The organism is Ottowia beijingensis (genome assembly GCF_042680925.1).
GTDB classification, from domain to species: Bacteria; Pseudomonadota; Gammaproteobacteria; order Burkholderiales; family Burkholderiaceae_C; genus Ottowia; species Ottowia beijingensis.
The window spans coordinates 16,690-42,064 of sequence record NZ_JBHUEP010000017.1; the positions used below are offsets into that span (position 1 = coordinate 16,690).

The following is a 25,375-nucleotide window of genomic DNA, read 5'->3' on the forward strand; positions in this document are numbered from 1 at the left end:
CCATGCGTGCTTGCGATCACTGGGGCGACTCGCCAGCCGCTCGCCAGGAGATGCGCCGCCAGCTCGCCGAAGTCCCGCCCGAGCACCACGCTGCCCTGCTGGAGCACTTCGAGCGCGCCTACCCCGCACAGGAGATCGATCCATGGGCGCCATGAGCCGCACCAAAGGCAAGGTGGGCGAGCGCGAGATTGCCGCCCTGCTGGCCGAACTGACCGGCTGCGACGTGCGCCGCCGCGTGCGCCAGCACGATGGGGATTCCGACCTGGAAGGCCTGCCCGGCTGGTGCGTGGAGGTGAAGCGCCATGCCCGCGCCTCCCGCGCCCTGATCGCCGGCTGGTGGGCACAGGCCGCCGCCCAGGCCGAACGGCACGGCGGCATCCCGCTGCTGCTGTTCCGCCAGGACCGTGACGCCTGGCGCGCCGTGTGGCCGCTGTCCGTCAACCTGACCATGCAGACCGCTGCCATGTGGCGCGGCTACGAATGGACGGCCGAAGGCTCGCCCAAAGCCTGGGCCGCCGTGTTCCGCGAAACCCTGACCACCACCAACCAGGAAACCACCCCATGATCGATGCACTCGTCGCCGGCAAGCTGTTCGGCCAGGTCCAGCAGCGCACCGGCAAGACCGGTCAGCCCTACGTCACCGCCAAGATTCGCGCGGCCGATGGCCAGGGCGAAGGCCAGTTCATCAACGTGATCGCGTTCAGCCGCACCGCCTGCGATGCGCTCATGGCGCTTGGCGATGGCGACAGCACTGCGGTTTCAGGCGCGCTCACCGTAGGCACCTGGACGGACAACACCGGCAACGCGCGCCCCAGCCTGAACCTGCAGGCGCATGCGGTGCTCACGCCGTACCACGTCACCAGAAAGCGCCAGGCAGTCGCCAAGGACAAGGACACGCCACCGCAGCGCGCACCCGCAGCGGCCGGGTACCTGCCCGACGACGTCATGCCTTTCTGAAAGGCACCCCATGAGCATGGATTGGATGCTGCGCCAGCTTGCCCAGACGGGCGGCGCGACGACGGCGCAGGAAGCGAGAAGGGCCGCCTTCAACCCAAAGCCGCCCGGCAGCGTGCAGGTCGGATCGGCCACGCATCACGTCCTGCGCAAGATGGCGACGGCGCCGGCTGAGTGGTGGGCCTACCGCCAGTTGGCCGTGGGCGTGCCCACCCGGTCGAGTTTCCACTGGGCGCTGACGCTGCTGCTCGCGCGCGGCCACATCGAGGCCAGCCGCAGCGATCCGCGGAACACCCGCAACATGAGGTACCGGCTCACCCCGGAAGGCCAGAAAGCCGCGAGGAAGCGCCCATGAGTAGCTGCACCGATCCCCTGGGATGCGAGCGCGCTCACCAGGCCGTCGTACTGGCGCGTCAGGCGGTTTTGAAGCTGACGGATGGGGCTGCCCAGCTTCGCATCGCCAAAGTCGGTTCTGAGGCGATCCTGGAGCGCCTGGACGAGTTGCGCACCTTGCCGCCCACGCCTGACGGCTCACCACACCCGCGCGCGGTGCAGATCACCCAGTTCGTGCGGCGTGCCATTGACCGGCTGGACAGCCATCTTGACGACGCCTACTGCGAAACCCACGCGCTCATCTACCAACTGGACAGCACGATCGGCCAATGGGAACTTGAGGAGCTGGAACCAGCCCAGCATTGAAGGAGCACACCACCATGACCACCCGCACCAATTACTCGCCTGTCGCCGTCTGGCTGAGTCAGTACCTGGCCAACCGGCCCGACGATCCACCGAAGCGCGCCTGGTTCTTCCTCGTGCGCAACGCGCTGCCCCTGGGTGTCGAGGGCTTCGAGCCTTTCGACATGGAGAGCCGCGAGCTGGTGTACCGGATGCGCAATGGCACGGTGCGGCGGATGAACCGGGAAAGCTTCTCGCGCGTGGTGCGGACGATGCGGGCGAGGATGCGGGAGGCTGCCGAATAGCTGCGCTGGCGCTTTGGTCACACTTTGGACAAACCTCGGATGGCCAGGCGAACCAGCCGCCCGGGTGTTTCCACTGAAAGCGCCGCCTCAGTGCGCTGCGACAGGCTGAGCCACCAGCTTGACCCCGAGCGCCTGGCACACGCGCGAAATGGTGTCGAAGCGCGGCTGACTGTCGGCCCGCAGTGCCTTGTACAGCGCCTCACGACCTAGGCCAGACGCCCTGGCGATCTCGCTCATGCCACGCGCCCGGGCGATCGTTCCGAGCGCCTGCGCCAGTGCGGCCGAGTCGTTTTCCTCGATCACCAGCGTCAGGTAATCAGCAATGGCCTCATCACTGTCCAGATGCTGCGCCATGTCGAATTCGGGTAGGTCGGCTACCTTGACCATCATCACTCTCCTTCGAGCGTTCCGGCCCGCTCCTTGGCCGTTTCAATGTCCTTGCGCTGGGTGGACTTGTCGCCACCGCCCAGCATCACGATCACCACGGCGCCGCGCTGGACGTAGTACATGCGCCAGCCAGCGCCGAAGTGCTCGCGCATTTCCATCACGCCATCACCCACCGGGGCCACGTCGCCGAGGTTGCCAGCCTGCGCCTTCTCCAGCCGGCGCGCCAAGCGTATGCGCACCGTGTGATCCCTCAATCCGCTGAGCCAACGGCTGAACTCGGGCAACAGACGGATGGAATTCATAGGCTGTATTGTATTCGATCGAATACAGATACGCAATAGCGTCCTTCTGAATCTATCGTATGACGATATAGCTTGACACTAGATCATCAATCGTCATACGATATAAGCATGACGGAACCGAGCGACACAGACAAGAAAACCAGGCGCGGCGGTCGCGCGCCACTGGATGCGTCGTCGCCGACGGTGATTGTGTCGGTGCGCATGAGCGAGAAGCAGCGCACGAAGTTGGACAAGTTGGGCGGCGGGCCATGGGTGCGCGAGCGCATCGACCGGGCCAGGCTGCCGGATGAGGAAACCGCCAAGCCCCGCGGCGGATCGAGCGGGGCAAAAAGGCGGGGCCAGTAGGTGGTGACGCACCAACTGGCCCCTGACCATCAATCACGAATGAGGTGAATCAATGGCTACCGAGACTGTAACCGCAGCAACCAAAGCCAAAGTCGGCGTCCTCGACCTACACAGCGAATGGAAGCTGAACCATGACTGTGGGCTCGACAACGACCTGGACTTGCACAGTCACGAAGCCGCCTCCATGGCCTCACGCCTGCGTGGCATCAGCGCGATTGCGCAGGTGCTGCTGGTGGAATCGCCCGGCGTAATGACCATGGGCGCCAACATGCGCGCAGGGCTCTTGGACGCGATCGATGCCCTGGCCGTCGATGCGAACGAGTATCTGGAGCGGGCCAACATCCGCGCGGCGCAGGCTGCCGCGAAGAACACAGCTAGATCGTGGAAATCGAGCCTCGATCAGTTGAAGGCATGGGCGGCAACACCGGAAGGCGGCAGCATCGCATACGCCAGCAACCAGCCGATGCTCGATCGGCTGGGGGCCAGCGCCGACGCCATTTCCGCTGAGCATCCCGACATGGAGCCAGAACAGGTGTGGCGGCGCGCACATGAGCATGTGCTGGTCAGTGTGCGGGAACAGGCCGCAGCAGCCTGACCATCATCAGCACGAGCCCCAGGCCCGCCACCCGGCGGGCTTTTTCATGGGTGCAGAATCGTCCGCCCTAGCGCCCGTACCCTTGTCAGAACCTTGACGTTCCGGGGCCGCTGATTCGTCCGCCCCGATCGCGCTGACCGTAGTAGAACCTTAGTATTCAGATACCCGGAATCCCGGGTATCTCTCGCCGCCACGGCGCACAAAGTGCACCGCCTTCCCCGACCCGCCCTTGTGGTTCAACGCCCCGAAACGATTCGTCCGCCCGGACCGTGAATCTCAACTTTTTTCAACCGGACGAATCACCCCGGCGGCGGCAAACCATGACTTTCCTTAACAGGACGATTCGCCTGCCGCCGTCCGGAATCTCAGGTTTTCTCAGGAGGACGATTCCACCCGACCCCTCCACGCCGGCACAAACCCCACGCCGTCCGCCTCACCCAGCCGCGCCAGCTCCTGCCGCGCCCGGGTGATCTCCGTGCGCAGCGTGCAGCCGTAGGACGGCAGTTCCTGCGCCGCCAGCGCGCGCAGCTTGGCCATGCGCGCTACGGCCAGATTTTCGGCAGCAATCGTCGTCGGATGGGGCGCGGCCTTGGGCACTGCCACCGGCTCAGGCCCGATGCTAAGCACCTTGAAGCCCGTCACCTGCTGGATGCGGCGCTCCAGGTCATCCATGCTGCGCGTGATGACGGTGACGGTGGGATGCGCCAGGCCGGCCAGCTCGGCTTGCAGGCGGGTGACGCCGCGCATGCCGTGGAAGTGCCGGTGCTGGTTGGCCTCGCCGAGCGAGCCGCTGGCCTCCATGCCGCTGTGAAACAGGTCCGGCCGCACGGTGGCCGCGACTTCCGGCGACAGCACGGCGAAGCCGCACGCGGCCATGGCCTGGTGCGCGTAGGTGACGAACTTGCTCATGGGGTTTCTTCCTTTCTTGCCTTCTGGGCTTTGCGGGCGGCCTCCACCGTGGCCTTCAGGTGCGCATTGCGCTGGCGGATCAGGTCATCGAGCTTCTGGCGCTTCTCGTCGGGCGACAGTGCGTCGGAGCGGCGCACGTCGCGCATTTCCTTGTTGATGCCGGCCAGCTCCTTGCCGGCGGCCTCCAGCGGCGAGGCTTCCTCGGCCATGGGGTGCCTTTCCTTGGCGTCGGCCAGCGGCTTTTCTCCCAGCCGATCGAGTTCGCGCAGGGTGCCGCGCAGGCGCTGCGCCTCGTTCAGCATGTCGTAGAACTCGGTTTCGTACCGGGTGCGCCGGGCCGGCTCGTCGGCGTAGAAGCGGCGCAGCACCGGCAATTCGTCCAGGCGCTTGGTCGGCAGCTTGTCGCCAAAGAACGCCTCGTCGCTCAGTTGCAGCCCGTACATCGCCCAGGTGTTGAAGTAGCCGCGCAACAGGGCCTCGGTGCGCGCCGGGTTCACCTGCGCCCACTCGGGCAGTTCGGCCGTGGCCATGCCGAGCGCGCGAAGGGTTTCGCTGGTGTGCGGCTTGGCGCGCATGAACGGCTGCATGTTCTCCATGCCCGGCGTCTCGATGGGCGCCTTGGTGAAGCCGCTGCGGTTGGTGGCCTGCTCCACCAGCGGCGCGATGATCTGCGGGGTGTAGTTCAGGTTGAAGGTCGCGCCCAGGATGCGGGCGAAGTGGCCGCCAGTGCCTTGCGGGTCGGCGTCCACGATCGCCGCCGTCGTGCGCTCGGCGAGGGAGGACATGGCGCCGATCTCCCAAATCTTGGGGTAGCGGAAATGCTGGTCACCGACAAAGAAATGCCAATGCCCGTCCTTGTCCCAGTCGGGCAGGTCCTGGTACTTGGGGTTGTCCCGGTTGAGCAGGTACAGCGCCGAACTCATCAGCGACAGAACACCGGCCTTGGTGGCGATGGCGGCGCGGTTCGGATCGTGTGCCAGGCCGCGGCCAAGGCGGTCGAACGACGTGAGCGCCGGGCGCAGGAACATCACCGTGTCGGTCAGGAAGCCCAGCGCCTGGCTGTCGCCGCGCATGGCAAAGTCCGCGCTGACCTCGCGCCCCAGGTAGGCGGCGTGGCGCGGGTGCTCGCCGGCCTTGATCGCGCGGCTGTACTCGCCCAGGCGGGTGCTGGACTCGAAGGCGTCTGCCAGCGTTTCAACGAAGCCGAGCACCTTGTCAGGGGTGTTCAGCACCGTGCGATGGTCGATGCCCTTGCCGGCGTAGAACTTCTCCAGCTTGGCCCGAAAGCGCCCCTCATCCAGGTAGATCGAGGACAGGCCGCCACCGTTGGCGATGAAGTCCTTGTAAACCGGGTCATTGGTCAGGCGTATCTTCATGCCGCGGATGCTGTCCACCACGGGCCGGAAGCCGGCGCGGCTCATCACGCCGGCCTGTATCGTGTCGCGCGCGATGTTGGCCATCATGAAGTCGGGCGTCAGCGTGATCGTGGTCTGACCCACGCGCTTGGGCAGGCTCAGCCACTTCATCACCGTGGGCATGGCCTTGCGGTCGATGCTTTCCAGCGCGCGCAGCAGGATCGGATCGCCGACCTCGTACCAGGTCGGCTTGCCGTTCCTGAGCACGGCCACCACGTTGCTGCCGGCCGGCGGGATGTTGGTTTGCAGCACGTCGATCAGGCCGGGCGCATCATCCAGCGTCTGGCGCAGGCCGTCGATCAGCGCCTTGGCCTGCGGGTCGGCCTTGTCCAGCCCCATGGCCTTGGCCATGCCGTCGATCATGGCGTCCTTGGTGACGTGCACCGGCCGCGACTCGGGCGGGATGCGGGTCATGAAGCGGCCACCGCCAGCGCCTTCCTTCTCGGCCAGGTTGGCGATCTTCACCCGCGCCTCGTTCTTCACCGCCTTGTCGATCAGCATGGCGGCGTTGGCGGTCATGTTGCTGAGGATGTCGCGCAGGTTCTCGGTGCCGCCGGTGAGCGCCTTCACGCCCGACCAGTCGCCCGGCTTGGCGCGGCCCTGGCCAGGCTGGCCGATGCGGTGGAACGGCATGTATTGGGTGCGCTGCCACTGCGCGCGCGCCTCGGGGTTGATGACGCCCTGCGCCTCGGCGAAGTCCAGGATGCCGCTGTTCCACTTCTGGTACTCGGCGAACGCCTTGTCGTACTCCGGGCGCTTCAGGCGCAGCATGGCGTCGATCTCGCCGCGCGTGAACAGGTGCTCCCGGCCCTGCTTCATCAGCTCATCCGCCGACTTGCCGACGAAGTACAGCAGGCCGTCGTCCAGGCTGCCGGCGATGGGCTTCAGGATGTCCTCCAACCCCTGGCCTTTCCAGGAGAACGAGCCGTCGGCGTTCTTCACCGGCGCGCCGAAGCGCAACGAACCGTCGGCGATGCTGGCCGACGCCCGCGCCAGCCGGGCCGATTCGTAGGGGCCAACCGGGGCGATCTTGCCGCCCGACAGCTCGCGCTCCATGCGGTAGACGCCGTGCAGGTCGTCAAAGACGGCTTGCCGGAAGGCGTCCCGGCGAGTGTCCATGGCGTCCGACAGCGGGCGGTGCATGCCGATCTTGCTGCGGGCGCGGTCGAGCGCGTCCTGTGCGAACCAGTCGCCCATTTCGCGCTGCGCCTTCTTGATGGCCGGGCCGTACTTGTGCGTCTGCACGAAGTCGTCGAACCAGCGCGAGAAGGTGGGCGCCTTGGCCATGGCGGCGTCGGGCTGGGTCAGGTACAGGCGCACGTACTCGGCGAAGCCCTCGAAAACCTTGCCGTTGTCGTAGCTGATCGCGCGCAGCTCCTTGTTGATGGCCTTGGCCTCGGGGCCTTTCAGCCACGCCTGGCGCACCTTGGGCACGCGCCCATCGATCAGGTGCGCGATCTCGTGCGCGGCCACCTCAAGGTCAGCGTGACGCTTCACGCGCACGGTTTCGGTGTCGGTCTTGAAGGTGCCGAGGGTTTTCTTGCCCTTGACGCGGCCGGTGTAGATATTGGTGTCCAGCGCCTTGGCGAAGGGGATCAGAATGTCCTCGCGCCGGATCGGCTTCGCTCGCTTTCCGCCACCGCTGCCGGCGTCGACCAGGCCGCTGCCGGGCACGCCGGCACGCGTCGGACTGTCATCGATCAGGCCGACGTAATTCGCGCCCGGTCCCATGTTGACGGTGCCATCGCGCGGCAGCACCTCGCCATCGTTCAGGGCGTGGCGGGTGGATTGCGCAGCGGCAGCCCCTTGGCCAGCCGGCGCTTGATGGTCGCCCGCGACGGCATCCCCGGCAAGCGCGCGGCCTCGGACAGCAGCATCGTCTGCCCATCCACCTGCACCAGCCTGGCGCAGTTGCGCCGCGCCATCTGCCGGCTGGGCGGCGCCCATTCGCAGTTCGTCGGGCAGTAGTCGCCCGCCGTGTCCTTGCGCACCAGCCAATGGTCTGGGCTGGGCGCCGGCCCCATGTCGCGCAGGAACTGGGCGAAGCTCGCCCGCCATTGCGGGCACATCGTCACGCCCTTGGCCCCGTAGTGGCGATAGTACTTGCTGGTCGGGATGTAGCAGCGCTTCTTGATGTCGCGCCAGATGTTCAACTCGCGGCGGGATGGCATGGTCTGCTCCTTGCGTGGTGCGCGCCAGCCCCACGCCTTCGGGGTCGAGCGCCTGCTCAAGACGGGTCAGCTGGTTGTCGATCTCGGCCAGGCGCATGGCCCGGGCCTGGCCGCCGGGGGCGGCGCGCGCCGGCTGGCGCACCAGCGCGTCGGCCTGTTCATCGAGCCCCAGCCCTTTCAGCTTGCCCCAGCGGGCGGCGGCGCCGGGGTTGTCGAACTGGGGTGAGCCGGGCAGGTCGTTGCCCAGCCGGTCCTGCGCGACCCAGGAGCCCGAGTCGGTACGGCGTGCACGTTCGCTGATGGTCGGGTCGTCGGGCAGCATCGTGCCGGCCGGCGAGCGCGGGCCAGCGGTTTCCTCGGCCAGCAGCTGGCGCGCCAGCTTCGGCGTCATGCCGTCCTGGCGCATCAGTTCCGCGTAGCGCGGGTTGCTGTCCAGCAGCTGGACGTGCGAGGTGGCGGTGATGCCGTCGTGCACGCCGTCGGCCACCAGCGTGGCGCGCTGCTCCAGCGCATCAGCGGCGGCGCGGTAGGCGGTGGCCACGTCGGGCACGCCCCGGGCGTCCATCTCGTCGGCAGCGGCGCGCACGCGGGCGGCCTCGCCGCGGTAGCTATCGACCCGCTGCATGGGCTCGGGCGTGGCAGCGTCGATGCTGTCGGCCAGGTTGCGTGCGATCACGTCCACGCCGCGCTGCTCGGGTGTCAGCTTGGCGGGCAGTGGGTCCACTGCGGGCGGCGCATCCGGCAGCACGGCGTCGGGCGCCAGCGCGGCAGGCGGCAGCGCGTCGGGGCCATCCATGACCGCATCGGCCACGCGCGGCGTGCGCGGCTGGGTGGCCAGCGGCTGAGCCTCATCGATCGGCACGAAACCGCTGCGCTGGCCGGCCTGCACCGCCTGCACCGGAACACCGGCTCGGCGATCCCAATGGGCCAGGGTGTCGGCGACGGTCCTGCCCTTCAGGTAGCGGTTGGCCGCCATCTGCTGCTTGCTGAGGATCGACGCCATGGGCGTGTCGGGCGCCGCCTGCGCCATGCGGATGGCAGCATGAGGCCCGAAGTGGTGCGCCGCGTACAGGGTGTGGTTGTTGACTTCGACGCCCTGCGAGCGCAGCGCGGCGGCGTTGTTCGCGTCCAGTACGCGCGCCATCTGCGCCGACTTGGCGGGGTCGGTGCGCAGTTCCAGCAGTTCAGCCCGGTTCAGCCCCTTGGCCCAATCCGGTGACGCCTGCTCCACGGTGCGCAGCCATGTGCCCTCGATGAACTGGTCCGGCCCCAGCGCCGTGCTGCTCGGGTTCTTGGCCGTCGCCCGGCCGCCGGATTCCAGTGTGCGGCGAAAGGTTTGGTAGCTGGTGGGGGCCTCGGGTGCCGGCCGTGCAGCTGGGCGCCCACCCCGCTTGCCCACCAGCCCGGGCAGCGCCATCGGCAGCGCCTGAATCGTGGTATCGACCGCCGTGGCGGCCAGTGGGCTGCCGGTGGCGTCCAGGGTCTTGTTGCCGACCCAACCGGCGCCCTGCGCCAGCTTCTCGAACGGATAGGCGACGATGCCGGCGGCCTGCTGGCCCATCTCGCCACGCGGCTGGTAGGTCAGCGCCTCGCCGACCGACTGCACCACGTCGGCGCCGCGCTTGTCGGTCAGTCCGACCTGGTGCGCTGCCTCGGTGGCCAGGCCCGCCCACCCGGCGATCGGCTGGGCTGCGCCCATCGACAGCAGGTTCAGCCCCGCCTCCCCGATGGCCGTCAGCGGGTTATTCAGCAGGACGGTGCGCAGCACGCCAGCGGTGGCGGGCGATGGTTTGTCCGGCTCGGCGGGCTGGGGCTCGGCCTGCGCCAGCGGCACGAAGCCCTGTGCGGGCTCGGTGGCGGACGGCGCGGCTGCCTGTGCCTCGGCCAGCGGCACGAAGCCGCGGCGCTCGGGGTCTGCTGCGACCGCCGCCGCCGTGGCGGTGTCGGCGTCCTCGATCTCGGCAAGCGGGGTGAATCCCATGGCGCCCCCCCCCGATCAGCGGTAGTAGCCCACGAGCTTGCCGCGCGCGTCGAGCACTTCCGTGCCCTTGTCGGTGTCCTTGCCCAGCCGGTATTTGTTCATCGTCCGGTCGGTGTTGAAGCGGGCGGTGACTTCCTTGCGCAGCTCGGCCGGCGACTTGGGCGGCGGGCGCTGGGCGCCGTCGAACTGATCGTCCTCGCCGATCTTGCGGCGCGCAGCCAGTCCAGCCTGGCGCGCCAGGGCGGGGTCATAGTCCGGGTTCTCGCGGCCGGTGTTCGTGGTCTTGGCGGTGCGCCGGCGGATTTCGTCTGGGTCCATGCCGCTGATGTACTCGCGCGCGGCGTCGATTTCCAGGTTTGTGCGCTGCTGGGTGACAGTCAGGGGCTTGGCGTTCGGGTTGCCCTTCGCGTCGAGCGTGCGGGTCAGGCGCTGGTCGGCGGCGTCGATGGTGCGCTGCGCGCGGGCATCGGCGGCGGCGATCTGCCGGTCTGTGCGGGCATCGCGGCGATCATCAGCAGCGGCGCGGCCATCCTGGCGCTGGGTTTCGAGCGTGGTCTGGCGTTCCAGCAGTGCGGCGCTGTCCTCGCGCTTGGCGTTGCGCTCGGCGAAGTGCTTCACCGCCTCATGCGGCGCCATGTAGATCGCGGCCTGGGACAGCAAGTCGTCGGTCTTGAGCGTTTGGGCGCCCAGCTCCTCGCCCTTCGGGCCGAACATCGTCACCACCATGGCGCCGGCTTCCTTGCCCGGCGTCAGGCGCACGCTCTGACCATCACGCGCCAGCTGGCTGTTGTACAAACCTTCGAAGGACTTGAGCGCGCCATTGGTGTCGCCGAACGAGAAGCGGCGCACGCCGTCGGTCCAGGCTTGGGCGTACTTGCGGCCCTGTTCCGTGTCGATGAAGGTCTGATAGGCCTTGGCCTGGTCAATCTTTCCCTGCCGCAGCAACTCGTCGACCACCCGCGGCGTGCTGGTTTGCAGATAGTTGGTCAGGGCGCTGTCTTGCACCCCTTGGCTGGCAGGGCCTGGCTGGGCAGCGCCGCCGACTGCGGCGCCTGGCAAGGGGCCGCCCGGCGTGAAGGTGCTCGCGGCCGGGGCGCCTGCGGTGGCGCTGCTGGGCATCCCGCCGCGGTCTGCACGCACGGCGGCAGCCAGGCGCTGGCGGTCGGCTTCCTCTCGATCCTCCTTGGCCCGAAGGCGCTCGGCCTGGTCCAGTTGCACGCCGGCCGCGGCAGCGCGCAGCGGGTCGCTCATGGCGCCTGCCTCGATCAGCTTGCGCGCGCGCAGGCCGGACACCTCACGCTCGGACAGCTCGCCGGCATGGCGGGTGCCCATGAAGTCGGTGACGGTCTGGCGCTGCACGACCTGGCTGGGCAGGATGCCGGCGCCCTGCATGCCACCGCCGGCCAGGTTCGGCGTCGCGGTGTAATTGCCGGCGTCGTCGGTGCCGATGGTGTACAGCGGCTGGCCCTCGGCGTCCTTGGCGTTGGCCAGCGCCTCGATGCGCTTGCCGTCCTCGGCGGTGTAGCCCTGCGATTGCTCGGGCTTGGCGGATAGCGCCGCGTCGGCGGCCTGATTCTGCTGAATCTGCCGGCCCAGGTGGTAGCCCTTGAGGCCGCCGTCGATCAGGCCAGTGAGAAAGCTGAGGTTTGCCCGTCGGCTCATGGTTGCGCTCCTTGGTTCGTAGAGTCGTCGCGCGCCAGCACCATCACCATGGGCCGCACGCCGTTGAAAACGGTGGTGTAGAAAGCCTCGTCGCCCATCAAGCGAAGAAGCGGGGTGTCGACCGGCTCGGGGAACCATACGCCCACGAGGTCGAGCCCGGCCAGGGCTGCGGTGTCGCGCGTCTGCTGCCATGGCCAGGCCGTCGAGTGGGTGTGGTGGGCCAGCAGGTGGTTGTCGCCGTGCTGGCGCTCCATGTCGTAGATCAGCACCCGGCCGCCCGGACGAAGCACGCGCGCGGCTTCCCGGAATGTGGTGAGCCAGTCGGCGGCGTGGCAGATGGCGTGGTTGAACATCACGGCATCGAACGACTCATCCGGCGTCGGGATGTCGTCGAAGCTGGCCAGCAGCTGGGGCATGCCAGCCGGCGCCAGGTCAAGCTGGGCCTGGCTGATGTTCAGCAGCGTGAAATGCAGGTCGGGCCGCTGCTCGCGCATCAGGCGCGCCACTTCGCCCACGCCACAGCCGGCGTCCAGGATGCGCGCGCCCGGCGGCGGGTTCAGGTGGTCGAGCAGGATCGCGCAATGCTCGGCATCGGTTTCGGCCAGCTTCCAGATGTGAAGCAGGCGCACGCCGCGCTCGATGACTATGTGCGGCGTGGCGGCGTCAAGGATGCAGGCGTGGTCGGCGATCGAAAGCATGCCCGTAGTGGGCCATGCTGGATACGGAAACCGGGCGATTTGCGCGAAACCCCCGGGCTGGCGTCACTCGCGGTTACGATTGCGCGCACACAACTACCCGGAGGAAGTGTCATGAAGAAGCTTGTCGTGCTATTGCTCGCCGCCGTCCTCGCCGGATGCGCCACGGTGAACTATCAAGCCTATGAAGGCAAGAACAACCTGCACGAGGGACAGGGCGGCTCAAAGGTAGTAGCCGACGGGGTGGATTTCTGGGCGAATGGCGCGCCGCCCCGCAAGTACACCATCATCGGGGTGGCCGAGGCCGAAGTCGGGGAGGGGTGGGGCGACAACGACATCCTGCGCAGCGCCGTCGCCAGCGAGGTGAAGAAGCAGGGCGGGCATGCCGCGATCCAGATGGCCAGCGAAAGCAGCTTTGGCGGCGTGATGCCGATCGGCGGGATGATGTACGCCCTGAACAACAAGAAGGTTCGCTACCAGGTCATCAAGTACGTGGACTGAACCCAGCATCGCCGGCGGTTCGGCCAATTTGTAACGCCGCAGGGCCGCATCCAGGCCGCCCTACCCGACTGCAAACGGCAACCATACGGCAACGGCGAGGCCCAAAAGAAAAAGCCCGCTAGCGTTTGCATAGCGGGCTTTCCTTGCCTTATGTGGCTCCCCGACCTGGGCTCGAACCAGGGACCTGCGGATTAACAGTCCGTCGCTCTACCGACTGAGCTATCGGGGAATAGCCTTGCATTATAGCCCGAATTTCACGGCATTCGAGCGCGCTGAAAAATTTCTTGGCGTGCGTTCAAGGCTGGCCGCGTTCGCAGACGAAGGTGAGGGCCACGCGTTCGTATTCGGTGGCCAGATTGGCGCGGCCCTGCAGGCCGCCGCGCGCTGGCAGGCGTTCCTTGCGCACATCGAGTGTGCGTGCGGACATGGCAACGCTGGAACAGTAGGTGATGGCTTCCTGGCGCGCCGATTCTTCGGGCGAGAGATCGCCTTCGCGCCCCGTGACGGGGCCTTCGCGATAGATGGTGCGCGCCTGCGGATGGCCACGCAAGGCTTGCGTGGCGTCGCGTTGCGCATCGCCTAGCGTGCCACTGTAGGAGTAGGGCGTGCGGCCATCGGTTGCACAGGCAGCAAGCAGCAATGCAGTCAAGGCCGCAGCAAGGGCAGGGCGAAAAGCGGTCATGTCGAATCTCCTTTTCGCGCTATTATGGGCAACACACTCCGGGGTGCCCGCACACGCGAGCTGAGATGGCTGACCGCAGCCGAACCCGTCAACTTGATCCGGTTAGCACCGGCGTAAGGAAGAGCAGCACCTTCAGCGCATCACCTCGGCATGAGGCCGAATGCGCAACAGGCAGCCCGGAGTCTTTGCATACAGACGCCACAGGAGACTGCCGATGAACGCCCCCGATAAATTCGCCCAGTTGCTCACGCTCACGCGCGAGCCGTTTCCCGCCTCGACCAAGACGTATCTCGAAGGCACGCGGCCGGACATCCGCGTGCCGGTGCGCGACATCCGCCTGACCAATGGTGCTCAGGCCAGCGTGTACGACACCTCGGGGCCCTACACCGATCCGCAGGCCGCCATCGACGTGCGGCGCGGCTTGCCGGCACTGCGGCAGGCATGGATCGACGAGCGCGGCGATACGGAAAGCTACGAAGGCCGGCTGGCGCACATCCTGGACGACGGCGGCAAGCACGATGCGCGCGACAGCGAACGCATCGAGCAACTGCGGCGCGAAGCCGCCGGCCTGCAGCGCCAGCCGCGTCGCGCCAAGGCTGGCGCCAACGTCACGCAGATGCACTACGCGCGCCAAGGCATCGTCACGCCCGAGATGGAATACATCGCCCTGCGCGAAAACGGCCGGCTGGAGTGGGCACGCGAGCACCTGGGCGACCCGAAGCGCGAGGCGCGCCGCCGCGGCAACCCCATGGGCGCCGTGATGCCCGAGGTCATCACGCCCGAATTCGTGCGCGATGAAGTGGCGCGTGGCCGCGCCATCATTCCGGCCAACATCAACCACCCGGAGATCGAGCCGATGATCATCGGCCGCAACTTCCGCGTGAAGATCAATGCCAACATTGGCAACTCGGCCGTCACCAGCAGTATCGAGGAAGAGGTTGAGAAGCTGGTGTGGTCGATCCGCTGGGGCGGCGACACGGTGATGGACCTTTCAACCGGCAAGTACATCCACACCACACGCGACTGGATCATCCGCAACTCGCCCGTGCCGATCGGCACCGTGCCGATCTACCAGGCGCTGGAGAAGGTGGGCGGCATTGCCGAAGACCTGAACTGGGCGATCTTCCGCGATACGCTGATCGAGCAGGCCGAGCAGGGCGTGGACTACTTCACCATCCACGCCGGCGTGCGCCTGCCGTTCATCCACCTGACGGCCGACCGTGTGACGGGCATCGTCAGCCGCGGCGGCTCGATCATGGCCAAGTGGTGCATCGCGCACCACCAGGAGAGCTTCCTCTACACGCACTTCGAGGAGATCTGCGAGATCATGAAGGCGTATGACGTGAGCTTCAGTCTCGGCGACGGCCTGCGGCCCGGCTGCGCATCGGACGCGAATGACGAGGCCCAGTTCGCCGAACTGCGCACGCTGGGCGAGCTGACGCAGATCGCCTGGAAGCACGACGTGCAGACCATGATTGAAGGCCCCGGCCACGTGCCCATGCACATGATCCAGGAGAACATGACGGAGCAGCTCAAGCACTGCCACGAGGCGCCGTTCTACACCCTGGGCCCGCTCACCATCGACATCGCGCCCGGCTACGACCACATCGCCAGCGCCATCGGCGCCGCCATGATCGGCTGGATGGGCACGTCGATGCTGTGCTACGTCACGCCCAAGGAGCACCTGGGCCTGCCGGATCGCGACGACGTCAAGCAGGGCATCATCGCCTACAAGATCGCCGCCCACGCCGCCGACGTCGCCAAGGGCCACCCCAGCGCCCGCGCGCGCGACGACGCGATCAGCAAGGCGCGCTTCGAATTCCGCTGGGAAGACCAGTTCAACCTGGGCCTGGACCCGGACACGGCGCGCGACTTCCACGACGAGACGCTGCCCAAGGACAGCAGCAAGACCGCGCACTTCTGCAGCATGTGCGGGCCGAAGTTCTGCTCGATGAAGATCACGCAGGACGTGCGCGACTACGCCGCGAACCTGGGTGTGAGCGAGCAGGAGGCGCTGCAGCGCGGGATGGACGAGAAGTCGAAGGAGTTTGCGGCGAAGGGTGGGGAGTTTTACATCCCGATCAACAAGGCTTGATCTGGCGAAGCGCACTTCAGCCAAGATAAGCTCGATGGAAGAAACAGGCCTCCAGCCTTATCTATCTAGCGCAAGCAGCTATAAGAGAAGTAGCTATTCATGAGCAAAGCCTTGCACATGGGCATCGCCGGTGCCGGCCTGCTGGGTCGGCTGCTGGCTTGGCAGTTGTCCCGGGCGGGGCATCGCGTCAGCGTGTTCGACCCGTCGAGCAGCGCGCAGCCCGTCGCGCGCAGCCAGGCGCCCGATCCCTACGTGCCCACGGCGGCGGCGTTCACGGCGGCGGGCATGCTCAGCCCGCTGTCCGAACTGGACAACGCCGAGCCCGCCGTGGCTGCGCTGGGCTGGCGCTCGATTGCCTTGTGGCGGCAGATCGCCGCGCAACTGGGGCGCCCGGAACTGGTCAGGGCCGAAGGCAGCCTGATGCTGGCGCACCGCGCCGACCTGGGTGCCGCGCAGCGCGTGCTGGACCGGCTGAAGGCGGCCACCGCCACGCCCGAGTGGCAAGCGGCCAGCCCGCGCGAGGGCGTGCAGCCGCTCGACCTGGCAGCGCTGCGCGCGCTGGAGCCATCGGTGCAAGGCCCCGCGCACGCTTGGCTGCTGCCGGGCGAGGGGCAGATCGACACCGTGGCCGCGATGGCGGCGCTGCACGATGGCGCGAAGGATGTCGATTGGCATTGGGGCACCCGCGTGCTCGCCGTTGATGGGGGCGAGGGCGGCGGCACGCTGCGCCTGGCCGATGGGCGCGTACTGGCCTTCGATGTGGTGATCGATGTGCGCGGCGTGGGGGCCAAGGCGGCGCACCCTCACCCCAGCCCTCTCCCGCAGGCGGAAGAGGGAGCCAAAGAGGACATCCGTGAGTCGGCTGTTTCTCCCTCGCCCCTCTGGGGAGAGGGTCGGGGTGAGGGGCCGGTCACTGTTGAGGTGGAAGCCCGGTCAGCCCCCACCCCAACCCTCCCCCAGCGGGGGAGGGAGTCGATCGCCTCGCCATGCGACGCCTCAGCCGTCCGCGGCGTCCGCGGCGAAGTGATCTGGCTCGACTGCCCCGGCCATGGCCTCACGCGCCCGGTGCGGCTGCTGCATCCGCGCCACCGCGTCTACGTCGTGCCGCGCACGGCGCGCGACGTGCTGGTCGGTGCCAGCGAGATCGAGAGCGAAGACCGCTCGCCCGTCAGCCTGCGCAGCGCGGTCGAACTGCTGGCCGCCGCGCACAGCGTGGTGCCGGCGCTGGCCGAGGCGCGCATCCTGAAGATGGACGTCAACCTGCGCCCCGCGCTGCCCGACAACAATCCTTTGGTCGACTGGCAGGGCCGCAAGCTCACCATCAACGGCTTGTTCCGCCACGGCTGGCTGCTGGCGCCAGCGCTGGTGGAGCAGGCGCTGCGGCAGACGGGTTGGTGTGCAGCGGAAGAGGTTGCTCCTGAAATCGAAGCTTCCAGCGCAGTATAGACGGGGGTTGCGGCATGAAATCGTTTGATAAAAGCACGAGTGCTCCGGTCGAGGCATCGGCCAAGGGCGTCACGATTCAGCTGGATGACCAGCCGAAGCATGTGCCGGCCGGCACCACACTGGCGGAGCTGGTGGCCGCGCTGGGCCATGCACCGCAGGCGGTCAGCACGGCGGTCAATGGCGCCTTTGTGGCGCGCACGGCGCGTGACCGGGTTCTGGCGGAAGGTGACACCGTGCTGCTGTTTCAACCGATCGTGGGTGGATGAGTGGGCGCAGCAGACCGACGCGCAGGTTGTGGTGAGAAAGTGGAACCATGAGTGATGTGATGAACAAGGGTGCTGCGGCCGATTCGTGGATGGTGGGTGACGTGACCCTCGCCAGCCGCTTCCTCCTTGGCACCGCCGGCTACCCTTCGCCGCAGGTGCTGGCCGATGCGATCGCCGCCTCGGGCGCGCAGATCGTCACCGTAGGGCTGAAGCGCCAGCTGGCCGCCGCGGGCGACAACAGCTTTGTCGAGATCATCCGTGCGGCGATGGCCACGCACGGCGCGCGGCTGCTGCCCAACACCGCCGGCTGCACGACGGCGCGCGAGGCGGTGCAGCTGGCCCACATGGCGCGCGAGCTGTACGACACGCCCTGGGTGAAGCTGGAGGTGGTGGGCGACGAATACACGCTGCAGCCCGACCCGGTGGAACTGGTCGAGGCCGCGCGCCAGCTCGCCAGGGACGGCTTCACCGTGTTCCCGTACTGCACCGACGACCTGGTGACGTGCAAGCGCCTGCTCGATGCCGGCTGCCCGCTGCTGATGCCCTGGGGCGCGCCCATCGGCTCGGGGCAGGGCCTGGTCAACCCCTTCGCGCTGCGGCTGCTGCGCGAGCGCCTGCCCGATGTGCCGCTGATCATCGACGCCGGCATCGGCGCGCCCAGCCACGCCGCGCAGGCGATGGAGATGGGTTACGACGCGGTGCTGCTCAACAGCGCCGTCAGCCAGGCCAGCGACCCGGTGCGCATGGCAGGAGCGTTCCGCCAGGCCATCGAGGCGGGGCGCACGGCCTACCGGGCCGGCGTGATGGCCAAGCAGGACTTCGCGGTGGCGACGACGCCGGTCACTGGCAATCCGTTTCTCATCAATTGAATATGCCCTCAGCGCTCGATCTGCTTGCGCCAGCAGCTCCTGAATCCGTAGCTAAACCGATTATCTGGAGCATCGCCGGCAACGATTCGGGCGGCGGCGCGGGCCTGAGTGCCGACCAGCGCGCGGCCGAGGCCTTCGGTGTGCACCTGTGCCCGGTGGTCGCGGCGGTCACGGCGCAAAACTCGGTGGGCGTGGCGCGCGTCGAGCCCGTGTCGCCCGAACTGCTCGACGCGCAGCTGGCCGCGCTGGCCGACGACATGCCGCCCGCTGCCGTCAAGACCGGGCTGCTGGGCAGCGCCGAGAACGTGGCGGTGGTGGCGCGCTGGATCGACCGCCTGCGCGCGCGCGATCCCCGCGTGGCGCTGGTGGTGGACCCGGTGCTGGGCGCCAGTACCGGCGCGGCGTTCGCCGATGAGGCGGTGCTGCGCGCCTATGTCGAACTGTTGCTGCCGCGCGCGACTGTGGTCACGCCAAATGGGCGCGAGGCAAGGCGGTTGATCGTGGCCTTGCGGCAGGATGCGGCGCGGCCCCTCACCCCAGCCCTCTCCCCAGAGGGGCGAGGGAGCAAGACGGCGCAGGCGCCTGGGAGCAGCCAGCGCTTGGCGCACACACCAGCAGGCGGTTCGGGCCGGCATGACGCCGCCGGCAGCACGGGTGATTTTCTCCCTCGCCCCTCTGGGGAGAGGGTTGGGGTGAGGGGCGAGCCGTCATCGCCACCCTCCCGCACCGCCATCCCCACGCTTTCAGCCGCCCTGCGCGCCACCGGCGCCCAGGCCGTCGCCCTCACCGGCGGCGACAGCGCCGATGCACCCGGCTGGTCGCTCGACTGGATCGACACCCCACACGCCAACGGCTGGCTGGCGCTGCCACGCATCGACACACCGCAGACGCACGGCACCGGCTGCACCTTTGCCACCAGCGCGGCGTGCGCGCTGGCGCGCGGCTTCGTGCTCGCCGACGCGCTGGTGCTGGCCAAGATGGCCACCACGCACGCGCTGCGCCACGGCTATGCGGCCGGGCAGGGCGCGGGCCCGGTGGCGGCGCGCGCGGGCTTTGCCACCGAGCCGGCGCTGATACCCTTCATGTCCTGGTCTGAGAGCTTTGATTTTGATAGCTGCTTGCGATTGATGGACGCGCGCTGCAGACCGATTTCATCTGAAAACGCCGACATCGGCCTGTACGCCATCGTCGACAGCGCCGAGCGCGTGCAGCAGGTGGTGCAAGCGGGTGTGCAGACGGTGCAATTGCGCATCAAGACGCCCGACGCCCCCGACGCCGCCTGGCACGCCGCGCTGCGTGAATCCATCGCGCAATCGCTCGCCGCGTGCCGCGGGGCGGGCGCCACGCTGGTGGTCAATGATCACTGGCGGCTGGCCGCCAAGGTGGCCGCGGGCAACCGGCAAGGCCTGGCGATCCATCTAGGGCAGGAAGACCTGCTCGCCCTGGGCGACGCCGGCCGCGCCGAACTGGCTGCCACGCTGCTGCCGCTGGGCATCAGCAGCCACAGCCTGTGGGAGCTGGCACGCGCCCGCAGCCTCAGCCCCTGGTATGTGGCGTGCGGCCCGGTGTGGCCCACGCTGACCAAGGCCATGCCCTGGGTGCCGCAGGGGCTGGACAACCTGGCCTGGTGGGTGCACATGGCCGGCGTGCCGGTGGTCGCCATCGGCGGCATCCTGGACCATGCCCAGGCCGCGCAGGCGGCCCAAAGCGGCGCCAGCGGCGTGTGCGTGGTGCGCGGGCTGGGCGACGACCCGGCGCAGACCCTGCCCGCGTGGCAGGTGGCACTGCAGGCCGGCCGCGCCGCACCGCGCCTGCCGGTGCCGGCGTGGCCGCACCCGTCGCTGCACGTGACGGCGTGAGCGCGTTGTGTCACGATGCGGCAGGTCAGGGCAGCGCTGCCGGTTGCTCTTTTTAACATAGCTGCTCGCGCTTGTGTGACGGGCGCTGGAGGCCATTTTGACCATGAAGAAGCTCGACCACAGCCAGGAATACCTTCGCGTACTGACCATCGCCGGCTCCGATTCGGGCGGCGGCGCCGGCATCCAGGCCGATCTGAAAACCTTCGCCGCGCTGGGCGCCTACGGCATGAGCGCCATCACCGTGCTGACGGCGCAGAACACGCTGGGCGTGGCCGGCATCCATGCCGCGCCATCCGACTTTCTGGCGGCGCAGATCGACGCCGTGGCCAGCGACATCGGCGTGCACGCGGTGAAGATCGGCATGCTGCATTCGCCCGAGCTGGTGCACACGGTGGCGCAGGCCATCGACCGCCATGCGCTGCCGCACGTGGTGCTCGACCCGGTGATGACCTCGGCCACCGGCGCGCGCCTGATCGAGGCGCCGGCCGTGCAGGCGCTGGTGGCCGAGCTGTTTCCGCGCGCCGCACTGATCACCCCCAACCTGGACGAAGCCGCGTTGCTGCTGGGCCGCCCGGTGGACAGCGCGGCCGACATGCCCATCGCCGCGCAGGCGCTGCTGCAGATGGGCGCGCGCGCCGTGCTGCTGAAGGGCGGGCACCTGCCGGGCGAGCAGGTGCTCGATCTGCTGATCGAGCGCGGCGCCGAGCCGCACGCCATGCAGCATGAGCGCGTCGACACGCGCAACCTGCATGGCGCGGGCTGCACGCTGTCGTCGGCGCTGGCGGTGTTTCTGGCGCAGGACTTGCCGCTGCGCCTGGCGGCCGAGGCGGCGCGCAGCTACGTGCTCGACGCGATCAAGGAAGGTGCGCTGGTGACCACGGGGCAGGGCGTGGGGCCGCTGAACCACGGCTTCTCGCCCCGCGCCACGGTGCTGCGCCAGCCCAAGGCATGAAAAAACCCGCCGGTGGCGGCGGGCTCCGGGGCGGGTGGGGCGCCGGCGCCACGGCGCCAACGCCCGGGTGAGCATCACTTGCCGCGAATGCGCTCCACCGCGGCGTCGTAGGCAGCGCGCGCTTCGCGTTCGCAGCGGTCTTCGGCCTCGCCCCGCAGGTCGTCGCAGCGTTCTTCGGCGACTTCGTAGGTGGCCTTGGCCTTGGCCAGTTCCACCGCGCGGGCGTTCTTGTCGCTCGGCTCGCGCTGTTGCTCCAGCTCGGCGCGCGCGATGTTGCGCTTGCCCTTGGCTTCTTCCTCGCAGATGTCCTCGGCGTTGCCTTTCAGCTTGTCGCACTGGGCCTTGGCCGCTTTGTAGTCGGCGTTGATGCGGTCGCGCGCGGCGCTGTATTCCGCGCTGGTCAGCGCCAGGCTGCTGCCGGCGAACGTGCCGGCGGCCAGTGCCAGGATGAGTGCGGGGGTGAACTTGTGCATGGGGGTACTCCTTGGGGATGGTTGTCGCACGGTGTGGTGCGATGACTGAAAGTCTAGGAACATGAACTTAAGTTGCTCTGAACGCTGAGCCCGTCGGCCAGCGCACGGCATTGCTGTGAGACCAGGCCGACGCACCTTGCACCGCGCACCGCATCCCCCACAATCGCGCCATGCTGACCTACCTGAATCCCGGGCAAAGCCAGCACGCGCCGCGCTTCGAGTTCTTTCGTGGCGAGCGCGTGCCCTGCTTCGAAGGGCCGGCCCGGGCCGATTTTGTCGAGCAGGCCTTGCGCGCGCGCGGCCATGCGCTGCGCATGCCCGAGGTGGACAGTACGCCGCAGCTCGAACGCATCCACACGCCGCGTTACCTCTGCTTTCTGCGCACCGCGTGGGACCAGTGGCTGGCGCTGGGTGCGGCCAATGCCGACGTGCAGCCGTTTCCTTCCGTGTGGCCCGTGCGCACGCTGCGCAGCGATGTGGAGCCGGCCAACTTCACCGCGCGCCTGGGCCTGTATTCGATGGACAACGGCAGTCCCTTGTCGGCCGGCACCTGGGCCGCAGCCAAGATGGCCGCCGATGCGGCAGCCAGCGCCGCGCAGGCGCTGCAGGGTGGCGAGCGCGCCGCGTTCTGCGCCACGCGCCCGCCCGGCCACCACGCAGGGCCGGACTTCATGGGCGGCTACTGCTTTCTGAACAACGCCGCCGTGGCCGCGCAGGCGCTGCGCGACGGCGGCGCGGCGCGCGTGGCCGTGCTGGACGTGGACTACCACCACGGCAATGGCACCCAGGCCATCTTCTACGACCGTGCCGATGTGCTGTTCGTCAGCATCCACGGCGACCCGCGCACCGAATACCCGTTCTACCTGGGCCACGCCGATGAAACCGGGGCGGGCGAGGGCGCCGGCTGCAACCTGAATCTGCCGCTGCCCGCCGGCAGCAGCGCGGCGACGTGGTTCGCCGCGCTCGAAGCGGCCTGCGCGCGTGTGGCGCGGCACCGGGCCGATGCGCTGGTGGTGTCGCTGGGGCTGGACACCTTCGCGGGCGACCCGATCAGCACCTTCCAGCTGCAGGCAGCGGATTTCACGTGCCTTGGCCAGCGGCTGCGGCGGCTCGGCCTGCCGGTCATCTTCGTGCTGGAAGGCGGCTACGCGGCGGCCGCCCTGGGTGAGAACGCCGTTTGCGTGCTGGAAGGGTTCGAGACATGAGCGCCGAGCAGGTCGATACCGTGGTCATCGGCGCCGGCGTGGTGGGCCTGGCGGTGGCGCGCGCGCTGGCCCTGGCTGGGCGCGAGGTGATGGTGCTGGAGGCTGAACACACCTTCGGCACCATGACGAGCGCGCGCAACAGCGAGGTCATCCACGCCGGCATCTATTACCCGGCCGGATCCCTGAAAGCGGGGCTGTGCGTGCAGGGCCGGCGGATGCTGTACGACTACTGCACCGAGCGTGGCATCGGGCACCGCCGCTGCGGCAAGCTCATCGTGGCGTGCAACGATGCGCAGGTGCGCGAACTGCGCGCCATCGAGGCGCGCGCCGTCGCCAACGGCGTGACCGACCTGCGCTGGCTCCCGCGTGCCGAGGCGCATGCGCTGGAGCCGCAGCTCAGCTGCCAGGCCGCGCTGCTGTCGCCTTCCACCGGCATCGTCGACAGCCATGGCCTGATGCTGTCGCTGCTGGGCGACGTGGAGAACGCCGGTGGCGTGCTGGCGGTGAATTCCAAGGTGAATTGGCTTGCAGCGCAGTCAGGGCCGGCGCTAGCAGCTATCAATATAGGAGTTTCCGACCCCGGCCAGAGCGGTGACGAACTGGTGCTGCAAGCCCGTCAGGTCGTCAACGCCGCCGGCCTGGGCGCCATCGCGCTGGCGCATCGAACGCAGGGCCTGGCGCCCGAGCATCGCCCGCCAATGCCGACGCACTGGGCCAAGGGCAACTACTTCACCCTCGGCGGCCGTGCGCCGTTCGCGCACCTGATCTACCCCGTGGTCGAGCGCGATTCGCCCAGTCTGGGCGTGCATCTCACGCTCGACCTGGGCGGCCAGGCCAAGTTCGGGCCAGACGTTCAGTGGCAGGACGCGGGCGACGACTATCGCGTCGACGCGGCGCGCGCCGACAGCTTCTACGACGAAGTGCGCCGCTACTGGCCCGGCCTGGCCGACGGCGCGCTGCAGCCGGGCTACGCCGGCATCCGCCCCAAGCTCACCGGCCCGGGCGAAGCGGCCGCCGACTTCATGATCCAGGGCCCGCGCGAGCACGGCGTGCCGGGGCTGGTCAACCTGTTCGGCATCGAGTCGCCTGGGCTGACAAGTTGTCTGGCGCTGGGCGCCGAGGTGGCCCGATGCCTTGATCCATAGCGGCTGGGCGCGGCTCAGGAACGCAGGCCGAAGCAATGCGTCCGCTTCTTGATTCTGGACAAGTGGCCACACTGCCGAACGCATGGGCAAGGCGTTTCGCCAGCGCTTGCCTGTCTACACTTTGGCCGGCGCGAGGACCGGTCCTTGCCGCCGCCCCAAGGACGACCCATGACTTTCAAGACGCAATACCAGGCCAGGCGCTGCAGCGCGGCCGATGCCCTGCGGCATGTGCAGGACGGCGACACCATCGTGGTGCCCACCGGTGTGGGCGAGCCGCCCGCGCTGCTGACGGCGCTGTCGGAGCAGCGCACGCGCTTCAAGGGCGTGGAGGTGTCGCAGATTCTGCCGGTGCGCAGGTTCGGCTACTTCGACCCGGCCACGGTGCAGCATGTGCGGCACACGGCGTATTTCTTCGGCAGTGCCTCGCGCGCGGGCGGGCAGGAGGGCTGGGTGGATTACCGGGCCTCGTACTTCTCGGAGATGCCGCAGCTCATCGAGCGCGGGCTGATGCCGGCCGACGTGGTGTTCACGCTGGCCTCGCCGATGGACGAGCATGGCTACTTTGCACTCAGCCTGGGGCCCGACTACACCATGGCCGCCATCAGCAAGGCGCGCGCCGTGGTGCTGGAGGTGAACCCGCACGTGCCGTTCGCCTTCGGGCAGTGCCACATCCACGTGTCGCAGGTGGCGGCGCTGGTGGAGGACGAAACGCCGATCACCGAAGTGGGCCTGCCCACCATCGGCCCGGTGCAGCAGACCATTGGCAAATACGTGGCCGACATGATCGACGACGGCGCCACGCTGCAGATCGGCTACGGCGGCATTCCGGACGCGGTGGTGATGCAGCTCACCGACAAGCGGGATCTGGGCGTGCACACCGAGATGATCGGCGACGGCATCATGACGCTGGTGGAATCGGGCGCGGTGACCAACCGCCGCAAGAACCACCTGCCGGGCAGGATCATCGCCACGTTCGGACTGGGTTCGCGCAAGCTGTATGACTTCATGCACCGCAACCCGGGGTTGGAGATGCACCCGGTGGATTTCACCAACGACCCATACCTGGCGGGGCAGAACGACAACCTGATCTCGATCAACGGCAGCATGCAGGTCGATCTGTTCGGGCAGTGTGGCTCGGAAAGCCAGGGCTTCAAGCCGTATTCGGGCACAGGCGGGCAGAGCGATTTCGTGCGAGCGGCCAACCGCAGCAGGGGCGGCAAGTCGTTCATCGTGCTGCCGTCCACCGCCAAGGACGACACCATCTCACGCATTGCCCCGGTGCTGAGCCCGGGCACCCACGTTTCGACCAGCAAGAACGATGTCAACTACGTGGTCACCGAACACGGCGTGGCACAACTGCGCGGCAAGACGGCGAAGGAGCGCGCACGCGCGCTGATCGGCATCGCGCATCCCAGGTTCCGCGACGAACTGACCGAGGCGGCGCGGAAGATGAAGCTGCTCTGATTTCCGCGCCGATGCGCGTTGA

At 68.3% G+C, this 25,375-nt stretch carries 26 protein-coding genes, 1 tRNA gene and 1 riboswitch; of the genes, 18 read left to right on the plus strand and 9 right to left on the minus strand.

Going from position 1 to position 25,375, the window contains the following annotated elements:
- The first annotated feature begins 2 nt into the window (after positions 1-2).
- The 6 genes from ACFSCU_RS17915 to ACFSCU_RS17940 are packed head-to-tail and all read left to right on the plus strand — an operon-like array spanning position 3 to position 1,934.
- Positions 3-155: a hypothetical protein gene (locus ACFSCU_RS17915; protein ID WP_377561306.1), complete on the plus strand. Its 153-nt coding sequence runs from the start codon at positions 3-5 to the stop codon at positions 153-155.
- Positions 152-565, plus strand: coding sequence for a putative PDDEXK endonuclease (locus ACFSCU_RS17920; RefSeq protein WP_377561307.1), 414 nt, complete (start codon positions 152-154; stop codon positions 563-565). Before ACFSCU_RS17915 ends, ACFSCU_RS17920 begins: the two co-directional genes overlap by 4 nt.
- Positions 562-957 (plus strand): single-stranded DNA-binding protein, encoded by a 396-nt coding sequence (locus tag ACFSCU_RS17925; protein WP_180549147.1) that lies wholly within the window; start codon positions 562-564, stop codon positions 955-957. The genes ACFSCU_RS17920 and ACFSCU_RS17925 overlap by 4 nt, the downstream gene beginning before the upstream one ends.
- A 16-nt stretch (positions 958-973) precedes the next feature.
- Positions 974-1,309 carry a hypothetical protein gene (locus tag ACFSCU_RS17930; RefSeq protein WP_377561308.1) on the plus strand — a complete coding sequence of 112 codons (336 nt, stop codon included), beginning with the start codon at positions 974-976 and terminating at the stop codon, positions 1,307-1,309.
- The gene (locus ACFSCU_RS17935) at positions 1,306-1,653 is read left to right on the plus strand and encodes a hypothetical protein (protein WP_180551604.1); all 348 of its coding nucleotides are present in this window, start codon (positions 1,306-1,308) and stop codon (positions 1,651-1,653) included. Before ACFSCU_RS17930 ends, ACFSCU_RS17935 begins: the two co-directional genes overlap by 4 nt.
- 14 nt (positions 1,654-1,667) lie before the next feature.
- On the plus strand, positions 1,668-1,934 hold the full coding sequence (locus ACFSCU_RS17940) for a hypothetical protein (RefSeq protein WP_180551603.1): 267 nt from the start codon (positions 1,668-1,670) through the stop codon (positions 1,932-1,934).
- Between the two features lie 87 nt (positions 1,935-2,021).
- Here ACFSCU_RS17940 and ACFSCU_RS17945 read toward each other — a convergent pair whose 3' ends face one another.
- Both ACFSCU_RS17945 and ACFSCU_RS17950 read right to left on the minus strand, forming a co-directional pair.
- The gene (locus tag ACFSCU_RS17945; RefSeq protein WP_180549143.1) at positions 2,022-2,321 is read right to left on the minus strand and encodes an addiction module antidote protein; all 300 of its coding nucleotides are present in this window, start codon (positions 2,319-2,321) and stop codon (positions 2,022-2,024) included.
- A 2-nt stretch (positions 2,322-2,323) separates the two neighbouring features.
- Positions 2,324-2,623: a type II toxin-antitoxin system RelE/ParE family toxin gene (locus ACFSCU_RS17950; protein WP_180551602.1), complete on the minus strand. Its 300-nt coding sequence runs from the start codon at positions 2,621-2,623 to the stop codon at positions 2,324-2,326.
- Between the two features lie 108 nt (positions 2,624-2,731).
- On the opposite strand from ACFSCU_RS17950, the gene ACFSCU_RS17955 reads away from it, so the two are divergent.
- The gene (locus ACFSCU_RS17955; protein WP_377561309.1) at positions 2,732-2,968 is read left to right on the plus strand and encodes a hypothetical protein; all 237 of its coding nucleotides are present in this window, start codon (positions 2,732-2,734) and stop codon (positions 2,966-2,968) included.
- A gap of 52 nt (positions 2,969-3,020) precedes the next feature.
- Positions 3,021-3,563, plus strand: coding sequence for a hypothetical protein (locus tag ACFSCU_RS17960; protein WP_180551601.1), 543 nt, complete (start codon positions 3,021-3,023; stop codon positions 3,561-3,563).
- Between the two features lie 375 nt (positions 3,564-3,938).
- Here the strand turns inward: ACFSCU_RS17960 and ACFSCU_RS17965 are convergent, their stop codons facing one another.
- Genes ACFSCU_RS17965 through ACFSCU_RS17980 form a run of 4 tightly spaced genes read right to left on the minus strand, consistent with a single transcriptional unit; the run spans position 3,939 to position 12,399 of the window.
- On the minus strand, positions 3,939-4,472 hold the full coding sequence (locus ACFSCU_RS17965; protein WP_180551600.1) for a hypothetical protein: 534 nt from the start codon (positions 4,470-4,472) through the stop codon (positions 3,939-3,941).
- Positions 4,469-10,039, minus strand: a complete 5,571-nt coding sequence (locus tag ACFSCU_RS17970) for an LPD38 domain-containing protein (protein ID WP_377561310.1) — start codon at positions 10,037-10,039, stop codon at positions 4,469-4,471. The genes ACFSCU_RS17965 and ACFSCU_RS17970 overlap by 4 nt, the downstream gene beginning before the upstream one ends.
- A gap of 15 nt (positions 10,040-10,054) precedes the next feature.
- Entirely contained in the window at positions 10,055-11,701 is a 1,647-nt protein-coding gene (locus ACFSCU_RS17975) for a hypothetical protein (RefSeq protein WP_377561311.1), read from the minus strand.
- Entirely contained in the window at positions 11,698-12,399 is a 702-nt protein-coding gene (locus ACFSCU_RS17980; RefSeq protein ID WP_180551594.1) for a class I SAM-dependent methyltransferase, read from the minus strand. The genes ACFSCU_RS17975 and ACFSCU_RS17980 overlap by 4 nt, the downstream gene beginning before the upstream one ends.
- A 111-nt stretch (positions 12,400-12,510) precedes the next feature.
- On the opposite strand from ACFSCU_RS17980, the gene ACFSCU_RS17985 reads away from it, so the two are divergent.
- Positions 12,511-12,897, plus strand: coding sequence for a hypothetical protein (locus ACFSCU_RS17985; RefSeq protein WP_180551593.1), 387 nt, complete (start codon positions 12,511-12,513; stop codon positions 12,895-12,897).
- A 153-nt stretch (positions 12,898-13,050) separates the two neighbouring features.
- On the opposite strand, the gene ACFSCU_RS17990 is transcribed toward ACFSCU_RS17985, so the two are convergent.
- A tRNA-Asn gene (locus tag ACFSCU_RS17990) sits at positions 13,051-13,126 on the minus strand.
- A 66-nt stretch (positions 13,127-13,192) separates the two neighbouring features.
- Positions 13,193-13,579 carry a hypothetical protein gene (locus ACFSCU_RS17995; protein ID WP_180551592.1) on the minus strand — a complete coding sequence of 129 codons (387 nt, stop codon included), beginning with the start codon at positions 13,577-13,579 and terminating at the stop codon, positions 13,193-13,195.
- A gap of 29 nt (positions 13,580-13,608) precedes the next feature.
- Positions 13,609-13,717: riboswitch (TPP riboswitch) on the plus strand.
- A gap of 76 nt (positions 13,718-13,793) precedes the next feature.
- Here ACFSCU_RS17995 and thiC point away from each other — a divergent pair.
- From thiC to thiD, 6 genes are all read left to right on the plus strand, one after another.
- The gene (thiC, locus tag ACFSCU_RS18000; RefSeq protein WP_377561312.1) at positions 13,794-15,674 is read left to right on the plus strand and encodes a phosphomethylpyrimidine synthase ThiC; all 1,881 of its coding nucleotides are present in this window, start codon (positions 13,794-13,796) and stop codon (positions 15,672-15,674) included.
- Between the two features lie 99 nt (positions 15,675-15,773).
- Complete coding sequence (locus ACFSCU_RS18005) at positions 15,774-17,120, plus strand: FAD-dependent oxidoreductase (RefSeq protein WP_377561313.1); 1,347 nt, start codon at positions 15,774-15,776, stop codon at positions 17,118-17,120.
- Between the two features lie 14 nt (positions 17,121-17,134).
- Positions 17,135-17,386 carry a sulfur carrier protein ThiS gene (gene thiS / locus ACFSCU_RS18010; RefSeq protein ID WP_180551588.1) on the plus strand — a complete coding sequence of 84 codons (252 nt, stop codon included), beginning with the start codon at positions 17,135-17,137 and terminating at the stop codon, positions 17,384-17,386.
- 47 nt (positions 17,387-17,433) lie between these two features.
- Positions 17,434-18,255: a thiazole synthase gene (locus ACFSCU_RS18015; RefSeq protein WP_377561314.1), complete on the plus strand. Its 822-nt coding sequence runs from the start codon at positions 17,434-17,436 to the stop codon at positions 18,253-18,255.
- A 2-nt stretch (positions 18,256-18,257) separates the two neighbouring features.
- The gene (locus ACFSCU_RS18020; RefSeq protein ID WP_180551586.1) at positions 18,258-20,114 is read left to right on the plus strand and encodes a bifunctional hydroxymethylpyrimidine kinase/phosphomethylpyrimidine kinase; all 1,857 of its coding nucleotides are present in this window, start codon (positions 18,258-18,260) and stop codon (positions 20,112-20,114) included.
- 103 nt (positions 20,115-20,217) lie between these two features.
- Positions 20,218-21,066 (plus strand): bifunctional hydroxymethylpyrimidine kinase/phosphomethylpyrimidine kinase, encoded by an 849-nt coding sequence (gene thiD / locus ACFSCU_RS18025; RefSeq protein ID WP_180551585.1) that lies wholly within the window; start codon positions 20,218-20,220, stop codon positions 21,064-21,066.
- A gap of 74 nt (positions 21,067-21,140) precedes the next feature.
- Here the strand turns inward: thiD and ACFSCU_RS18030 are convergent, their stop codons facing one another.
- Complete coding sequence (locus tag ACFSCU_RS18030) at positions 21,141-21,539, minus strand: hypothetical protein (protein ID WP_180551584.1); 399 nt, start codon at positions 21,537-21,539, stop codon at positions 21,141-21,143.
- A 170-nt stretch (positions 21,540-21,709) separates the two neighbouring features.
- Between ACFSCU_RS18030 and ACFSCU_RS18035 the strand changes: the two genes are divergently transcribed.
- The 3 genes from ACFSCU_RS18035 to ACFSCU_RS18045 all read left to right on the plus strand — a co-directional run bounded on the left by ACFSCU_RS18035 (position 21,710) and on the right by ACFSCU_RS18045 (position 25,353).
- Positions 21,710-22,744, plus strand: a complete 1,035-nt coding sequence (locus ACFSCU_RS18035; RefSeq protein WP_180551583.1) for a histone deacetylase family protein — start codon at positions 21,710-21,712, stop codon at positions 22,742-22,744.
- On the plus strand, positions 22,741-23,889 hold the full coding sequence (locus ACFSCU_RS18040; RefSeq protein WP_377561315.1) for an NAD(P)/FAD-dependent oxidoreductase: 1,149 nt from the start codon (positions 22,741-22,743) through the stop codon (positions 23,887-23,889). Before ACFSCU_RS18035 ends, ACFSCU_RS18040 begins: the two co-directional genes overlap by 4 nt.
- Positions 23,890-24,057: 168 nt before the next feature.
- On the plus strand, positions 24,058-25,353 hold the full coding sequence (locus tag ACFSCU_RS18045) for an acetyl-CoA hydrolase/transferase family protein (RefSeq protein WP_180551582.1): 1,296 nt from the start codon (positions 24,058-24,060) through the stop codon (positions 25,351-25,353).
- Positions 25,354-25,375 lie beyond the last annotated feature (22 nt).

Coding starts and splice junctions, on each gene's coding strand:
- ACFSCU_RS17915 (WP_377561306.1), top strand. CDS start 3: ATGCGTGCTTGCGATCACTGGGGCGACTCGCCAGCCGCTCGCCAGGAG.
- ACFSCU_RS17920 (WP_377561307.1), top strand. CDS start 152: ATGAGCCGCACCAAAGGCAAGGTGGGCGAGCGCGAGATTGCCGCCCTG.
- ACFSCU_RS17925 (WP_180549147.1), top strand. CDS start 562: ATGATCGATGCACTCGTCGCCGGCAAGCTGTTCGGCCAGGTCCAGCAG.
- ACFSCU_RS17930 (WP_377561308.1), top strand. CDS start 974: ATGGATTGGATGCTGCGCCAGCTTGCCCAGACGGGCGGCGCGACGACG.
- ACFSCU_RS17935 (WP_180551604.1), top strand. CDS start 1,306: ATGAGTAGCTGCACCGATCCCCTGGGATGCGAGCGCGCTCACCAGGCC.
- ACFSCU_RS17940 (WP_180551603.1), top strand. CDS start 1,668: ATGACCACCCGCACCAATTACTCGCCTGTCGCCGTCTGGCTGAGTCAG.
- ACFSCU_RS17945 (WP_180549143.1), bottom strand. CDS start 2,321: ATGGTCAAGGTAGCCGACCTACCCGAATTCGACATGGCGCAGCATCTG.
- ACFSCU_RS17950 (WP_180551602.1), bottom strand. CDS start 2,623: ATGAATTCCATCCGTCTGTTGCCCGAGTTCAGCCGTTGGCTCAGCGGA.
- ACFSCU_RS17955 (WP_377561309.1), top strand. CDS start 2,732: ATGACGGAACCGAGCGACACAGACAAGAAAACCAGGCGCGGCGGTCGC.
- ACFSCU_RS17960 (WP_180551601.1), top strand. CDS start 3,021: ATGGCTACCGAGACTGTAACCGCAGCAACCAAAGCCAAAGTCGGCGTC.
- ACFSCU_RS17965 (WP_180551600.1), bottom strand. CDS start 4,472: ATGAGCAAGTTCGTCACCTACGCGCACCAGGCCATGGCCGCGTGCGGC.
- ACFSCU_RS17970 (WP_377561310.1), bottom strand. CDS start 10,039: ATGGGATTCACCCCGCTTGCCGAGATCGAGGACGCCGACACCGCCACG.
- ACFSCU_RS17975 (WP_377561311.1), bottom strand. CDS start 11,701: ATGAGCCGACGGGCAAACCTCAGCTTTCTCACTGGCCTGATCGACGGC.
- ACFSCU_RS17980 (WP_180551594.1), bottom strand. CDS start 12,399: ATGCTTTCGATCGCCGACCACGCCTGCATCCTTGACGCCGCCACGCCG.
- ACFSCU_RS17985 (WP_180551593.1), top strand. CDS start 12,511: ATGAAGAAGCTTGTCGTGCTATTGCTCGCCGCCGTCCTCGCCGGATGC.
- ACFSCU_RS17995 (WP_180551592.1), bottom strand. CDS start 13,579: ATGACCGCTTTTCGCCCTGCCCTTGCTGCGGCCTTGACTGCATTGCTG.
- thiC (WP_377561312.1), top strand. CDS start 13,794: ATGAACGCCCCCGATAAATTCGCCCAGTTGCTCACGCTCACGCGCGAG.
- ACFSCU_RS18005 (WP_377561313.1), top strand. CDS start 15,774: ATGAGCAAAGCCTTGCACATGGGCATCGCCGGTGCCGGCCTGCTGGGT.
- thiS (WP_180551588.1), top strand. CDS start 17,135: ATGAAATCGTTTGATAAAAGCACGAGTGCTCCGGTCGAGGCATCGGCC.
- ACFSCU_RS18015 (WP_377561314.1), top strand. CDS start 17,434: ATGAGTGATGTGATGAACAAGGGTGCTGCGGCCGATTCGTGGATGGTG.
- ACFSCU_RS18020 (WP_180551586.1), top strand. CDS start 18,258: ATGCCCTCAGCGCTCGATCTGCTTGCGCCAGCAGCTCCTGAATCCGTA.
- thiD (WP_180551585.1), top strand. CDS start 20,218: ATGAAGAAGCTCGACCACAGCCAGGAATACCTTCGCGTACTGACCATC.
- ACFSCU_RS18030 (WP_180551584.1), bottom strand. CDS start 21,539: ATGCACAAGTTCACCCCCGCACTCATCCTGGCACTGGCCGCCGGCACG.
- ACFSCU_RS18035 (WP_180551583.1), top strand. CDS start 21,710: ATGCTGACCTACCTGAATCCCGGGCAAAGCCAGCACGCGCCGCGCTTC.
- ACFSCU_RS18040 (WP_377561315.1), top strand. CDS start 22,741: ATGAGCGCCGAGCAGGTCGATACCGTGGTCATCGGCGCCGGCGTGGTG.
- ACFSCU_RS18045 (WP_180551582.1), top strand. CDS start 24,058: ATGACTTTCAAGACGCAATACCAGGCCAGGCGCTGCAGCGCGGCCGAT.